General features: G+C 45.0%; 11 protein-coding genes. 5 read left to right on the top strand and 6 right to left on the bottom strand.

Annotation, left to right across the window (positions count from 1 at the left end; translation table 11 throughout):
• Nucleotides 1–72 precede the first annotated feature (72 nt).
• Nucleotides 73–1080, top strand: coding sequence for a hypothetical protein (locus ABIE26_RS21180; RefSeq protein ID WP_310145522.1), 1008 nt, complete (start codon nucleotides 73–75; stop codon nucleotides 1078–1080).
• Here the strand turns inward: ABIE26_RS21180 and rodA are convergent.
• The 6 genes from rodA to purH form a co-directional block, all read right to left on the bottom strand.
• Nucleotides 1077–2342 carry a rod shape-determining protein RodA gene (gene rodA / locus ABIE26_RS21175; protein WP_310145520.1) on the bottom strand — a complete coding sequence of 422 codons (1266 nt, stop codon included), beginning with the start codon at nucleotides 2340–2342 and terminating at the stop codon, nucleotides 1077–1079. The genes ABIE26_RS21180 and rodA overlap by 4 nt on opposite strands.
• Entirely contained in the window at nucleotides 2339–4291 is a 1953-nt protein-coding gene (mrdA, locus tag ABIE26_RS21170) for a penicillin-binding protein 2 (protein WP_310145518.1), read from the bottom strand. Before mrdA ends, rodA begins: the two co-directional genes overlap by 4 nt.
• Complete coding sequence (locus ABIE26_RS21165) at nucleotides 4291–4806, bottom strand: rod shape-determining protein MreD (protein ID WP_310145516.1); 516 nt, start codon at nucleotides 4804–4806, stop codon at nucleotides 4291–4293. The genes mrdA and ABIE26_RS21165 overlap by 1 nt, the downstream gene beginning before the upstream one ends.
• Nucleotides 4799–5635 carry a rod shape-determining protein MreC gene (gene mreC / locus ABIE26_RS21160; protein WP_310145515.1) on the bottom strand — a complete coding sequence of 279 codons (837 nt, stop codon included), beginning with the start codon at nucleotides 5633–5635 and terminating at the stop codon, nucleotides 4799–4801. Before mreC ends, ABIE26_RS21165 begins: the two co-directional genes overlap by 8 nt.
• Before the next feature lie 44 nt (nucleotides 5636–5679).
• Nucleotides 5680–6702 carry a rod shape-determining protein gene (locus tag ABIE26_RS21155; RefSeq protein ID WP_084241394.1) on the bottom strand — a complete coding sequence of 341 codons (1023 nt, stop codon included), beginning with the start codon at nucleotides 6700–6702 and terminating at the stop codon, nucleotides 5680–5682.
• Nucleotides 6703–6787: 85 nt separating this feature from the next.
• Complete coding sequence (purH, locus tag ABIE26_RS21150; protein ID WP_310145514.1) at nucleotides 6788–8314, bottom strand: bifunctional phosphoribosylaminoimidazolecarboxamide formyltransferase/IMP cyclohydrolase; 1527 nt, start codon at nucleotides 8312–8314, stop codon at nucleotides 6788–6790.
• 101 nt (nucleotides 8315–8415) lie between these two features.
• Between purH and ABIE26_RS21145 the strand changes: the two genes are divergently transcribed.
• The 4 genes from ABIE26_RS21145 to ABIE26_RS21130 all read left to right on the top strand — a co-directional run bounded on the left by ABIE26_RS21145 (nucleotide 8416) and on the right by ABIE26_RS21130 (nucleotide 14505).
• Complete coding sequence (locus ABIE26_RS21145; RefSeq protein ID WP_310145513.1) at nucleotides 8416–9300, top strand: LytTR family DNA-binding domain-containing protein; 885 nt, start codon at nucleotides 8416–8418, stop codon at nucleotides 9298–9300.
• Between the two features lie 93 nt (nucleotides 9301–9393).
• The gene (locus ABIE26_RS21140) at nucleotides 9394–12144 is read left to right on the top strand and encodes a TonB-dependent receptor (protein ID WP_310145512.1); all 2751 of its coding nucleotides are present in this window, start codon (nucleotides 9394–9396) and stop codon (nucleotides 12142–12144) included.
• Nucleotides 12145–12146: 2 nt separating this feature from the next.
• Nucleotides 12147–13430 (top strand): parallel beta-helix domain-containing protein, encoded by a 1284-nt coding sequence (locus ABIE26_RS21135; protein WP_310145511.1) that lies wholly within the window; start codon nucleotides 12147–12149, stop codon nucleotides 13428–13430.
• A gap of 10 nt (nucleotides 13431–13440) precedes the next feature.
• Nucleotides 13441–14505, top strand: coding sequence for an SO2930 family diheme c-type cytochrome (locus ABIE26_RS21130; protein WP_310145510.1), 1065 nt, complete (start codon nucleotides 13441–13443; stop codon nucleotides 14503–14505).

Here is a 14505-nt window from a genome sequence, read left to right as displayed (position 1 = left end):
ATATCAGAATTTTGTAGTACTTTTGAATAGCAAGTTACCAACATAAAACATCAAATCTCCCGTTATTAAGCTATGATGAACCAAGAGGATATTTTTAAAAAAGTAGGTCAGATACTAAATGAACTTCAGGATCAGTACGATTTTTTGGCGCAAAACCCAGGTCAGCTCAATGAGCTGGAACTGGAACTTTTCCTGGCGAATGCAAACTTTTTATCAGATCATGTTCAGATTGTAAAGAAAATAAATAGCAACAGGCCACAGCGCGCCATAGCAGAACACATTGCAGAGGACCCGGCCGGGGCCGAAATAACAGTAGTTCATGAAGAACCTGCTACCCGGATAGCAGAACCAGCTGCTGCAGAACCTGCTTTTCAGGATGAACTGTTTAAGCTGGAATCTGAACCTTCAAAACTGGAATTCCTGTTGAATGAAACTCCTGTAATGGATAAATTTGAATTTGAAGAGCAACCGGTAGAGGCTATTTTTGACCGGCCTTTAAGCGCTGAAGAAGAAGAGATCATTGCCCAGAAACAAAAACTAAGGGACAGCCAGCCTGAACAAATTACAGAAGTAGTTCCTGAAGAGGAGGAGTCAGCGTTAGTCCTTGCAGCGGAACCTGCGCCGGAAGCCATTCCTGAGCCTGAGCCAGAACTTGTACCCGATATTGTTGAAGAGCAGATCGTTCAGGTTTATATCCCAGAACCGGTACCAGATAAAGTAGAAGCCAGGGTAGTGGCGGCTGAACCAGAACCCAGTGCAGTAAGGCCAACCTTAAACGACTTGCTGGCAGGTAAAAACAACCTGGCTGGGAGCCTGAACGAAGAAAGCAATAGGGCCGTGATTACAGACCTGAAACAGGCCATCAACCTTAACCAGAAATTACTGTTCATCAAAGATCTTTTTAATGGTTATAACCTGGCTTATGCAGAAGCGATTGAGCTGCTCAACAAGATGCCTGATTTTAAAACTGCCGATACATTTTTACAGCACAATTATGCGGTAAAAAACAACTGGGCCGCCAAACAGGGTACTGTTGACCAGTTTTATGAGTTGCTGAACCAACGTTTTCCGGCCGGCTAAATAAAGCCCATCCTGTTCGAGTCCAGTTTCAGGAAGATAAATAACAATACGGTAAAGCTCCAGAGTGAAGAGCCCCCGTAGCTGATGAAGGGCAAAGGAATGCCTATAACCGGTATAATCCCGATGGTCATGCCGATGTTGATGAATACGTGGAAAAAGATGATACAGGCAACGCAATAACCGTAAACCCTTGAAAAGGTAGAGCGCTGCCGTTCGGCCAGATTAATGATACGCAGCAGCATAAAAATGTACAATGCGATTACGGTAAAACAACCAACAAAGCCCCATTCTTCTCCAACGGTCGAAAAAATAAAGTCAGTGCTCTGCTCTGGTACATAGTCGTATCTTGTTTGTGTACCCTCCATAAAACCGCGTCCGGTAAGCTGGCCTGAACCGATGGCTATTTTGGATTGATTCACATTATACCCTGCGCCTTTAGGGTCGGTCTTTAAGCCGAGGCTTACTTCTATACGTGTGCGCTGCCGTGTGGTCAGTACGTTTTCAAATATGGCTTTGGCAATGAACAGGTAACCTATTGCAGCTATGGTAATGACCCCTATCGTGATCATTCTTTGCTGTTTTTTTTTGTTGAAATAAATAAATAAACCACCCATTGCCAGGATAGCAGAAATCAGGATCCATGGTGGTACAAAAAGGTTGAGGATAAACAGAAATGCCATTCCCCAGAAAATAACCAGCAGATATCCCGGTAAGCCCTCTCTGTAAAGGGGAAACATAAAAGATAGAAACACCAGCATGGAGCCTGCATCTGGCTGAAGCATAATCAGTGCCATTGGCAAGCCAACAATCACAGCTGCCATCATTACAGGCTTCAAAGTGTTGAGTTTCGGGCTGTAAGAGCTGATGTATCTGGCCAGGAGCAATGCGGTTCCAAACTTGGCCAGTTCGGAAGGTTGTAAACGAAAAGATCCGAGCGGTATCCAGGCCTGGTTACCACCTACATTACGGCCAACTACAAGTACTGCCAGCAAAAGCAGCATGGTAACACCATAGATGATGGGCGAGAAGACACTAAAAAACTTCCCGTCAAGCAATAAAATGGACAGGCCTAATATCAATCCCGTAATTACAAAGATCAGCTGTTTGCCATAGTTGGCAGCAAAACTAAAAGCCACGGATTCTTCGGGTTTAAAAGTTGTAGAATAAATATTCACAAAACCAACTGTACATAATGCTACATACACAAGGATAGTGATCCAGTCTACATTGAAGAAAAACCTGTTGCTTTGCTGATTGCTCATTTGGTAGTAGGAATGGGTTTATTGATCGTTTTATCTTCAGGTTTGATTCCTGTGGAAGGTATTGGCGGAAGTACCTTTACAGCTGAATCGGTATCTTTTGGCTTAGGTTTTACCTTTGGTTTTGGCGGTTCAGGTAATACCACCTGTTTCTTCATCCATTCCACCTGGGCAATTTTGTCTTTTGATAGTGTACCTTTTAGATATAATTCGGTGATGTAGCTGGCAACAGGTGCCGCATAGGCACTGCCATAACCTGCATTCTCTACAATTACAGCGATAGCAATCTTAGGGTTGTCCCTCGGTGCAAAACCTATAAAAACAGAGTGGTCTTTACCGCGTGGGTTTTGTACTGTTCCCGTTTTTCCGCACATCAGTATCCCCTCAATTCTGGATTTTATGGCTGTTCCCCAGGGCGTATTCACAGCATCCTGCATTCCATCAATTACCGGTTCAAAATGCCGTGCCTCTACATCTACATAGTTTTTTTTGACATATTCTTTTTTGATCACCCTGTTTTTACCGATGGCTTTTACCAGGTGGGGTTTAATGTAATAGCCCCTGTTGGCAATAATAGCCATTATATTGGCCATCTGCAGTGGAGTAGCATCCATTTCGCCCTGTCCGATAGCCAGGGAAATTACTGTTCCGAAGTTCCAGTATTTACTGTATTTTTTTGAATAATAAGCAGCATCATAAAGCCTTCCGGCTTTTTCTGAAGGCAGGTCTATGCCCAGTTTATCGCCCAGGCCAAATTTTCTGACCTTCTTTTGCCATTCATCGTAAGCCACTTTCTGGTTGGCATACTTGCGCTGGGTAATCAGCTGCTGGAAAACGTAGCAGGCATAAGTGTTACACGATCTGGCCAGCCCCCTGCGCAGGGCAATATTTCCATCAACGTGTTCACATTTTACGGTATGGCTCCCTACTTTGAAATAACCCGGACAATTAAAAGTTGTGTTCGGGTCAATTACCCCTTCCTGCAAGCCTAGCAAGGCATCCAGGGGCTTAAAGGAGGAACCCGGTGAGTAGTAACCTTGTATAGGCCGGATGTTAAATGCACGGTTGGGGTTGCTGAGCAGGGCCATATAGTTGTTGCCCTGACTGCGGCCCACCATTAAGTTTGGATCATATCCCGGGCTGCTTACAAAGGCTAGTATTTCTCCGCTAGCGGGCTCTATGGCTACAATACTCCCTACTTTGTTTTGCATGAGCTGCTCGCCGAGCTTTTGCAGTTTAAGATCTAAAGAGGAGATCAGCCGGTCGCCCGAAACCGCAGTGGTATCAAACCGGCCCTCGGCATAACTGCCTTTGGGCACGTTATGGACGTCGTACATCATATTTACCACACCTCTTTCACCTCTTAGCAAAGTTTCATAAGATTTTTCCACACCGGATTTACCGATATAGTCGCCCGGGCGGTAATACCCTTCAGAGTTTTGGATGTCTTTTGGAGATACCTCCTTGATATAGCCCAGGAAGTGTGCAGCTACACTGTCCGGGTAATGACGAATGGTACGGCTTTGTACAAAGAAACCGGGAAAACGGGAAAGTTGCTCTGAAAGCGCAGCATAAGTTTGAATAGAGAGCTGCTTTTCGAAAATGCCGGGCTGATACCTGGACTGGTTGGAAACCTTTTTAAAATTCTTTTTAAAGGTAGGGGTATCTATACCTATGAGCTGGCAAAGCGCTAAAGTGTCGATGTTTTTGACCTGGTTGGGGATGACCATCAGGTCATATACTGCTTCATTCTGGGCCAGAGGCTTTTCATTGCGATCAAAAATGACACCCCTTGCCGGAAACGTATAGATCTTGCGCAGCACATTACTCTCCGCCGAAATGAAATATTTATCACTGGCCACCTGTATATAAAAAAGGGTGCCTATCAGTATCAGCGCAACTGCGATAAATAAACCCTGTATTACATATTTCCGACCAAAGAGATTATCCATTAGCGCATTTTTCTATTATAGAATATAAATTCTATCAATACAACAGTAAACAAGGTAAATATGCCGCTAAAGAAGCACCTGAGCAGGGTATAAGAAAATTCTGTCAAACGGAATGTTTCCAGGAAGAACAGTACCAGGTGATGGGAGAATGTACATAAAAAGGCGTATAGGATAAACCATTTAAAGCCCATGTTTCCTAAAGTAGGTTCCGGCTCGTCGAAACCATCGCGGTTTACCGTTACGGAAATGAACAGTATCCTTACAAAGGCCAGCATAACGCAGGCCGCCGTGTGCACACCCAGGGTATCGTAAAACGCATCAAGTGTTAAGCCCGTAATGAAAGCCACAAGGTAGAGCAACAGGTTCGGCATGCCAAAAGGGAGGAGCAGGAGAAACAGGATGTATACAAATGGAGTCGCGATATTGTAAAAACTCAGGTTCCTCAGCAAAAGGATCTGGATCAACACAAGTACAAACCACCTGATTATATTTACCAATACTAATCTGCTATTCATTGGGCAATTTTCCTTCTAATTCTTTCTGTTCAACGGCATATTTATCAAAAATTACGTACACATACTGTAAGGTACTGAAATCATTGAAAAGTTTAATTTCGAGCGACATAAAATTATCCCCTGTGGCTACCCCGGTATTAGTGACGGTTCCAACAGGAATCCCCGGAGGGAAAGACCCAAATCCTGAAGTTACAATGCTGTCTTTGAGGTTTACTTTAAAATGGTTGGGTACGTCTTTAACATAAGCCTTTCTGTAATCGGCATTGGCAACGCCCCACACCAGTGTACCGATGGCTTTGGTGTTTTTAACCACCACGCTGATTTTAGCATCTTTGTGTAACAGGGACCGGATGGTGGCCAGGTGTTCAGAAACATCCAGTACATGACCCACTACCCCTTTTCCGGGCGATATTACCGGCATCCCGGGAGCAATCCCGTCCGCGCTTCCTTTGTTGATGGTAATAACGTTGTTGCGCAGTGTAATGGAATTTTTAATTACCCTTGCCGAAAGATAGGTGTATTGAGGCCTACCTGCAGTATCTGTAATGGTTGTTTTTTTAGCACTGTCTATACTTTTTAGCGTCAGTAGTTCTGTCTTTAGTTTAGCATTTTCCTGGGCCAGGCTGTCGTTTACATTGCCAAGGTTGATGTACTTCTTTAAAACATTCAGGTTTTGGTACACTTCGCCAACAACCTCATTGGTGGAGTTGACCATGATGCTGCGCTGGTAGGGATTGTTCTTTACCGTAAGGGTAACACCAATAGCGAAAAAGATAATAAAAAGAAAAAATGCGTTATATCTGTTTATGAAAATCCAAAGGTTACGCATTTCGATTTACTTTAGGGAATAAAGTTTGGTTTTTAACCCAAACTTTATTGCATTAAAAATTTATAGCCACCAATGTTCTTTAAGGCGATACCTGTTCCGCGTACCACTGCACGAAGCGGATCTTCGGCCACGTGAACCGGAAGTTTGGTTTTTGCTGCCACACGTTTATCCAGGCCACGAAGCAAAGCCCCGCCACCGGTCAAATAAATCCCGGTCTGGTAGATATCTGCAGAAAGTTCTGGCGGAGTGATCTCCAGGGCCTTAAGTATAGCCTCTTCAATTTTAGAAATAGATTTATCCAGGCAGTGCGCAATTTCTGTGTAGGAAACTGTGATCTGTTTGGGAACACCGGTCATGAGGTCTCTACCCTGAACGGCGAAGTCTGATGGTGGGTCCTGAAGTTCAGGTAAAGCCGCACCTACCTCTATTTTAATTTTTTCAGCGGTACGGTCGCCAATCATGATGTTGTGCTGACGGCGGATGTAGTTTACGATGTCCGAATCAAAATTGTCACCGGCAACGCGAATGGATTGATCGCACACGATACCCGATAAAGCAATTACCGCGATTTCGGTAGTACCGCCACCTATATCAATGATCATGTTGCCCATTGGTTCTTCCACATCAATACCGATACCCACTGCAGCAGCCATAGGTTCATGGATCAGGTATACTTCTTTGGCACCGGCAATCTCAGCCGAATCCCTTACCGCACGTTTTTCAACCTCGGTAATCCCTGAAGGGATGCAGATCACCATTCTTAGGGATGGGAACATCCAGCCTTTACCACCGTTCAGCATACGGATCATTCCTTTGATCATGGCTTCAGCGGCATTAAAGTCTGCAATTACACCATCTTTAAGCGGTCTTACGGTACGAATATTGTCATGGGTTTTACCTTCCATCTGCATGGCTTGCCTGCCAATTGCGATAATTTTATTTGTCTGCCTGTCAAAAGCAACGATTGAAGGTTCATCAACTACTACTTTGTCGTTATGTATAATCAAGGTGTTTGCTGTACCTAAGTCGATAGCAACTTCTTGTGTAAACCAATTAAATAAACCCATTTATAGGTGATAGTTAAATATTAAAAATTCTGTGTACTATATAATGTAAAACTACAGCTTTTTATTGTATTCGCAGACAAATAAATTAGTGTTTAAAATGTCTTACCCCTGTGGTCACCATTGCAATTCCTTTTTCATTGGCCATGTTTATAGAATCTGCGTCTTTGATAGAACCGCCTGGTTGTAAAACGGCAGTAATGCCCGCTTCGGCTGCAATTTCTACGCAGTCAGGGAAAGGGAAGAAAGCATCTGAGGCCATTACAGATCCTTTAAGGTCGAAACCAAAAGCATCAGCTTTAACGATGGCTTGTTTTAAGGCATCCACCCTGGAGGTCTGACCTACACCGCTCGACAGCAGCTGGTCGTTCTTAACAAATACAATGGTATTTGATTTGGTATGTTTTACAATTTTATTGGCAAAATGCAGGTCTTTTAGTTCCTGTGCTGTAGGTGTTTTTTCAGTTACCGGTGTCATTTGCTCAGGGCCTTCAATAACCAGGTCTTTGTCCTGCTCAATTACCCCGTTCAATAAGGTTTTAAATTGTTTTTTGTTGAGCGCTACCTCATTGCGTTGTAAAATTACCCTGTTCTTTTTGCCGCGGAAAAGCTCAACAGCCTCAGGCTGGTAAGCAGGGGCAATCAGTACTTCAAAAAACAGCTTGTTGATCTCGGTCGCAGTAGCCAGGTCTATCTCCCGGTTGGCAATCAGCACTCCGCCAAAGGCCGAAACCGGGTCGCAGGCCAATGCCACATTCCAGGCATCAAGGATGCTTGGTTTAGAGGCTACACCACAGGCATTGGTATGTTTTAAAATGGCAAAAGTAGGCTCTTCAAACTCGTCTATTAACGCTACCGCAGCATCTACGTCGACCAGGTTGTTATAAGAAAGTTCTTTGCCATTAAGTTTGGTAAACATTTCATCCAGGTTGCCATAAAATACACCCTGTTGATGCGGGTTCTCGCCATACCTTAATGTCTGTGAATCGCTGATGCTGTGTTTAAATACATTCAACGGTTCTTCGGTATTGAAATAATTGAAAATTGCAGTATCGTAATGCGACGAGGTGTGGAATGCCTTTTTGGCAAAAGCTTTACGCTGTGCCAGTGTGGTTTCCCCATTCTGGGCCTCCAGTTGCTGCTGCAAAGTTGAATAATCATCTTTAGACGCCAGGATGACCACGTCGTTGAAGTTCTTGGCTGCAGCCCTGATCAGGGAAATGCCGCCTATGTCAATCTTTTCGATGATTTCCTGCTCGGTGCCACCAGCTTTAACGGTTTCCTCGAAAGGATACAGATCAACAATAACCAGGTCGATCTCCGGAATCTCATACTGGGCAATTTGTTCCTGGTCGGATGCCAAAGCCCTGCGGTTTAAAATACCGCCAAAAACTTTAGGGTGCAGGGTTTTTACCCTTCCTCCTAAAATAGAAGGATAACCGGTAAGGTCTTCAACAGCTGTAACAGGTAAATTCAGGTCTTTAATAAATTGCTCGGTACCTCCTGTAGAGAATAACTGCACACCTTGCTGGGCAAGTAAGCGTACCAGGGGTTCCAAACCATCTTTATAATAAACTGAAATTAAGGCGTTTTTGATCTTTATAGATTGACTCATCGGAGAAAAAATTTGAGCCGCAAAATTAGGATTTTTATGGGATAAATTTTTAAGAGAATTTAAAAATTAGTAAATTGATTTATTGAATCTAACTAACTCTTATGCCAGGAATTACAACTTTTAAGACCAGCCCCCTTTTTAAGGTGATATTGGAAAGCCATTTTTCCTTACTCAACAGCCGCACTAACAAGATCATATTTATTGGCCTGGTTACCCTGATCAGCCTGCTTTTTATGTATACTTTCGTGCCTTTTAACATCAACAAATGGTATGATGTAGGGAAGCTCGACCTTTTAAAGATCTTCAGCATCTTTTCCCTGGCCGGAACACTTACACTGCTGTTCACCCAGTTTGGATTGCGCAAATGGCTGCGTCTGCAATACCTTACCTATGCACGCTATTTCTTTTTCTTTATTGCCGAAATTATGATCCTGACATTCGGGGTACTGGCTTGCGATTGGATCTTAAACCACCATCCCGAACTTTCTGTACGCAATTACCTGGATACCTTTAATTATACCATTCTCATTGCCATCCCTCCGTATGCAATAGCCCTGCTTATTTTATTTGGGGCACAGCAATACAAGCTGGCACGCCAGCTGTCGCTTACCGCAACCACGCATAAGCCGGTATCAGATCAGCTGCTGATCAGCGATGAAAACGGGAAACTTATTTTAACCCTGCAACCCAGTCATGTCCTGTTTTTCAAATCAGAAGACAATTATGTAGATGTCCATTACCTGCTGGGAGGGGAGTTAAAAAAAGAGCTGATCCGGACCACACTTAAAAGAATTGAATCCTGCTGTAGTTATGCGGGACTCATCAGGGTGCACCGGTCGTACACTGTTAACATGACGGCGGTTTCTTCGGCCAGAAAAACAAGCCGGGGGTATGTCATTCAGTTTGATGCCCTGCCGGACCTAAGGATACCGGTGTCTGCTTCCCATCAAAAACATTTCGAGGCCCGTTCATTCACCCCATTATAGGCCTGCTTCGTCCCAAACACAGTTCAGTCATTGTACCGCAAGGGTTCTGTAATCTATATTGCATTAACCAATTACAAACCAAACTCTAGCGCAATGAAGGTAACCAAACTATTTTTGTTGATCCCTTTCCTGATGATATCTGCAGGACTGAACGCCCAGGTGATCAGGGGAACAATCAGGAACAGCGCCACACAGGAGGGGCTGTCTGCAGTATCCATCAAAGTGAAAAACTCGACTGAAGGAACGTATTCTGACGACCGCGGAAGGTTTCAGCTCAGCGTCAAAAAGAAACTTCCGATAGTACTGATTGTTTCTTCCATGGGTTTTGAAACCAGGGAAATTGAGGTGAACAGCGGTACGGGCCCTATAGATTTTACACTTGTACCAGGGGCCATACTCGGACAGGAGGTTGTGGTTTCTGCCAGCAGGGTGGTACAGAAAAAGCTGTCTTCGCCGGTAACCATCGAGCAGATCAGCAGCAAGGATATCAGTAATTCGCCCCAGTTAAACTATATGGACATGATCCAGGGCCTAAAGGGGGTCGATGTAACGGTGTCCAGTATAGGGTTTACGAGTATTTCTACCCGGGGCTTTAATACCAGTGGTAACACAAATTTCACACAAATTGTAGATGGAATGGACAACCAGGCGCCGGGGCTCAACTTTCCCCTGGGTTCTGCCATCAGTTTAACCCAGCTGGATGTGGATAACATAGAGGTGCTCTCGGGGGCTTCTTCAGCTTTATACGGATCCAGAGGCTTAAACGGAACCATGGTCATGACCGGAAAAGACCCTTTTAAGTACCAGGGTTTAAGTGTGCTGGTAACTCAGGGTGTCAACCATGTGAAAAACGGGAATACCTACGATCCGGTGGGGGCCTCGCCCTATTACGATTGGGCCATTCGTTATGCCACCAAGATCAATGAAAAAATGGCATTTAAAGTAAACGGGCAATACACTCAAGCCAGCGACTGGGTGGCAACCGACAGTACCAACAAAAACGGTCCGGGAACCCGGTTTACAGACCCCAACTATAACGGGGTGAATTTTTACGGAGGCGCTACGAATGCCGATATCAACCCTTTTTTGCAAGGCGCACTTGCCGGTGATCCTTCACTTGCTCCGTTGATAGAACCCCTGCTGGCCAAACCCAATTATGTAAGCCGGACAGGCTATCCTGAATATGGTTACCTGGACAATAAAGCGAAATTGCTGAAAGTAAATGCAGAATTCAGGTATAAGATCAATCCAAAACTGGAAGCTATTGTTTCGGGTACCTACGGTACGGGCAATATTGTATATACCAACGATACCAGGTACCAGCTTAAAAATTTTAAAGTGGGACAGTACCGGGCCGAACTGAAAAGTAATAACTGGTTTGTAAGGGCCTACACCACTTCCGAAAACTCGGGAAGGACCATAATTGCCGGGCCGACGTCTCAGTACATCAATGAAGGCTGGAAAACCAGTTACGACGGTGCAACAGGCGGCTGGTACCCTGAGTATACAGGTGCATTGCTGGAAGCACTGGCCGGAGGGGCAAGTATTGGCGACGCACATTTGGCGGCCAGGGCCTTTGCCGATAAAGGAAGGGCAGAGCTGGGCAGCGCTCAGTTTAATACACTCAAAGAAAAGATTTCCAATACGCCCATTTCTGAAGGAGGAACGCTGTTTCTGGACCGGAGTAAATTGTACAATGCAGAGGCACAGTATAATTTTGCGGAACATATAAAATTTGTAAACATCATTGCCGGGGTAAACTGGCGCCTTTACAGCCTCAACAGCAAGAACACTTTGTTTCCCGATAAAGACAAGCCGATCAATGTAAAGGAATACAGTGCCTATGTGCAACTGGCCAAAAAACTGGCCGCCGACAGGTTAAGTCTGAGCACTTCGTTCCGCTACGATAAAAACACCTTGTTTTCTTCTCCAAAAGTAACCTCAAGGGCCTCGGCTGTATACGAGCCGGTTAAAGAAAATTTTATCCGTTTTTCCTATCAGAATGCCTATAGTTTTCCATCCAATATCCAGGCCCTGCAAAACACACTTAATGGCTACAACAGTTATTCTTCGGGCGGTTCTTCCTTGCTGCTGAACGATAACTATCAGTTTAACAAGTATCCGCCATACACCCTGGAAAGTGTTTCGGCCTACCAGCAGTCGGGCGATGCGAACCAACTCAAAAGATTTGAATACAACGACATCAAACCACAATCTGTAAATGCCTTTGAACTGGGCTATGCTGCGCTGATAGGAAAGCGGGTGATGTTTGATGTCCTGGGCTATTTCTCTACCTGGAAAAACTTTATTGGCTATGCCAACGTAGCCAATACCCCCGGCACCAATGATGTGACTGCTTTTAAAGACCACAGTACCTATGTACAATACAATATTGCTTTTAATGGCGGGCAAACGGTGAACACCTACGGTTATGCGGCCAGTGTGAGCGTAGACCTGTCCCATAACTTCCTGGCAAAGGTAAATTACTTTTCAGACCACATTAAAAACAAGAACAACAGCCAGATCAACAACTTCAATACTCCAAATTACCACATCAATATGGAATTCGGGAACAGCGGCTTTGGAAAAAAACAGGTCTGGTCGTTCGGGACCACCCTGCGCTATAAACCGGGGTACTTTTATGTGGTATCGGGCGGACTGGCAGAGGGGCATGTGCCAAGCTCTGCAGTTATCGACGCGCAGGTTAGCTATAAGCTGGTCAAAGCACGTTCGGGAATCAGACTGGGTGCTACAAATATTACCAATAAATACTATTCAACTGGTGTGGCCAACCCTAATATCGGGGCTGTTTACTACGTAACCTACGCCTATAACATTCTATAAATATGAAACCATTACATTTAGCCGCTGCCCTGTTCAGCGCAGGCATACTGCTGTTCTCCTGCGGCGGAAACCAAACGACCCGGCAAGGGAAATACACCACAATTCTGACCTTTAAACCTGGTGACGAGCAGAAGATTGCAGAAGCTTTCCTCAGCATAAAGGACAGCACAGAGCTCATTTTGAAACAGGGTACCTACAAATTCGATAACCTGAGCATTGCACAGGTAAAGCACATCCTCATCAGGGGTGAGGGGCACGATAAAACCATTCTTGATTTTAAGGCCCAGAGTCAGGGTGGTGAAGGGATCAGGGTAACGGATGTCAAAGGTTTTGCCATTGATGGAATGACGATACGTGATTCAAAGGGCGACTTGCTCAAGATCAACAAAAGCCGGGATATTACCATTACCAACCTGCATGCGGTATGGAGCAAAGCCGATTCGACCAGCGGGGGCTATGCCATTTACCCGGTAATGTGTAAAAATGTGCTGATTGAAAACTGTTATACGGAAGGCTCTTCGGATGCAGGTATTTACGTAGGTCAAACAGATAGTGCCGTTGTAAGGAAATGCCGGGCAGCCAAAAATGTTGCGGGCTGCGAAATTGAAAATACTTCCCATGCAGAGGTGTATGACAACGAGTTTTACAACAATACCGCAGGCTTCCTGGTGTTCGACCTGCCCGACCTCTCTAAAAAAGGAGGCCATGTAAAGGCTTATAACAATTACATCCACGACAATAATTTCAGGAATTTTGCCAAAGCCGGCAGCTTTGGTACCTCATGGGGAGTGGGCAATGCCTCACCGGGAAGCGGGATCATCATCCTGGCGGCGTCTGATATAGAACTTTATAACAACCGGATCATCAACAACAATTCCTCGTCCATTACCATTGCATCTGGTTTTGCAGTGGATGACAAGGCTGCTGAAAAAATAAATGCCAATTATTCACCCATTTCAAAAAATATCAATATTCACGACAACAAGATCGAAATGGGAGCAGCTTTTCCTCGGGCAGCTTATGAACACCGCATTGGGAAAATACTGGTAGCGGTTGAGCAACAGTTGAACGCGGCTGATCCGTCAAGGAAAAATAAAAGAATCCCTTTGATCATGTACGATGGTATTTCCAGCAATGTGCTGACCAGGGGTAATGCTGCCAATCCCGATAATATCTGTATCCGGCAGGCTGGAGAAAATGTTTTCGTAAATGCCGATTTTCTCCACATCAGCAAACCTGAAAACTGGAAACCCAACACCAATATGGCCCCTTTTACATGCAAATAAAATTTTTCTGATGCGCAATACTTTCATTTTAGGATTTATCTTTCTTTTCAGCGTTTCGCTGTCGTTAATCAGTGGCGGCTGCTGCAAAAATAAAAGCAAAACTGCAGCTAAGCACAATGCCTTTGAATTTAAAGCGCAGCTTTCCGACTATGGTTTTTTTAAGGGGCCGCTTAAATTACTTCAACCGGCAGAGGGGCTTCTGCCTTATGACATCAGTACCCCGCTGTTTACAGACTATGCCCTTAAAGATCGCTTTATCGTATTGCCTAAAGGAGCGGTGATGCGTTATAAGGATGACGGACTGCCCGATTTTCCTGATTCAACCATCATCATCAAAAATTTCGCCTACACCAATGTAAAACATGAAAAGATCATGATCGAGACCCGGCTCCTGGTTAAAGACCCGGGCAGTAAAAGCTGGAAAGTAATGAATTACCTCTGGAACAATGAGCAGACAGATGCAATAAGGCACATTACGGGAGCCAAAATCCCGCTCACCCTGCTGGATAATGAAGGCAATAAGCTGTTCACCAACTACCAGGTACCCAATACCAACGACTGCAAACGCTGTCATATCAAAGATGATGAGCTGATCCCTATCGGGCCTAAGATCAGAAACCTGAACATCAGGCTTGCAGGGCAGGAGCTGAACCAGCTTCGCGCCTGGGCTGCAAAAGGTGTACTAAAAGGTTTGCCGGATATTGGGGTAGCACAATTGCCGAACTGGGCGGATGCGAGGCACTTTAGCCTGGAACAGCGTGCCAGGGCTTATCTGGATGTAAACTGTGCGCATTGCCATACCCGCGGAGGGGATGCCTACAATACCGGTTTGTTCCTGGAATATGAACAAAACAATCCGAATCATCTGGGGATAAGAAAAGTGCCGGTTTCTGCCGGTGGCGGTGCCGGCGGCCTGGATTACGACATCGTTCCGGGCAATGCGGCACATTCTATACTGGCCTATCGGATGAACAGCACCGAGCCCGGAACGGCTATGCCCGAACTGGCCAGGACCCTGCCCCATAAAGAAGGTATTCAGCTGATCCGGGACTGGATCAACAGTATGCCGAAATAG

Source organism: Pedobacter africanus (assembly GCF_040548825.1).
GTDB lineage: Bacteria > Bacteroidota > Bacteroidia > Sphingobacteriales > Sphingobacteriaceae > Pedobacter > Pedobacter africanus_A.
The sequence above is the reverse complement of the archived record's forward strand: the minus strand, read 5'-3'. Positions and strand labels throughout refer to the sequence as shown.

Excerpts from the sequence above, each read along its gene's own strand:
- rodA (WP_310145520.1), bottom strand. The coding sequence starts at position 2,342 with ATGAGCAATCAGCAAAGCAACAGGTTTTTCTTCAATGTAGACTGGATC.
- mreC (WP_310145515.1), bottom strand. The coding sequence starts at position 5,635 with ATGCGTAACCTTTGGATTTTCATAAACAGATATAACGCATTTTTTCTT.
- ABIE26_RS21180 (WP_310145522.1), top strand. The coding sequence starts at position 73 with ATGATGAACCAAGAGGATATTTTTAAAAAAGTAGGTCAGATACTAAAT.
- ABIE26_RS21165 (WP_310145516.1), bottom strand. The coding sequence starts at position 4,806 with ATGAATAGCAGATTAGTATTGGTAAATATAATCAGGTGGTTTGTACTT.
- ABIE26_RS21130 (WP_310145510.1), top strand. The coding sequence starts at position 13,441 with ATGCGCAATACTTTCATTTTAGGATTTATCTTTCTTTTCAGCGTTTCG.
- purH (WP_310145514.1), bottom strand. The coding sequence starts at position 8,314 with ATGAGTCAATCTATAAAGATCAAAAACGCCTTAATTTCAGTTTATTAT.
- ABIE26_RS21155 (WP_084241394.1), bottom strand. The coding sequence starts at position 6,702 with ATGGGTTTATTTAATTGGTTTACACAAGAAGTTGCTATCGACTTAGGT.
- ABIE26_RS21140 (WP_310145512.1), top strand. The coding sequence starts at position 9,394 with ATGAAGGTAACCAAACTATTTTTGTTGATCCCTTTCCTGATGATATCT.
- ABIE26_RS21145 (WP_310145513.1), top strand. The coding sequence starts at position 8,416 with ATGCCAGGAATTACAACTTTTAAGACCAGCCCCCTTTTTAAGGTGATA.
- ABIE26_RS21135 (WP_310145511.1), top strand. The coding sequence starts at position 12,147 with ATGAAACCATTACATTTAGCCGCTGCCCTGTTCAGCGCAGGCATACTG.
- mrdA (WP_310145518.1), bottom strand. The coding sequence starts at position 4,291 with ATGGATAATCTCTTTGGTCGGAAATATGTAATACAGGGTTTATTTATC.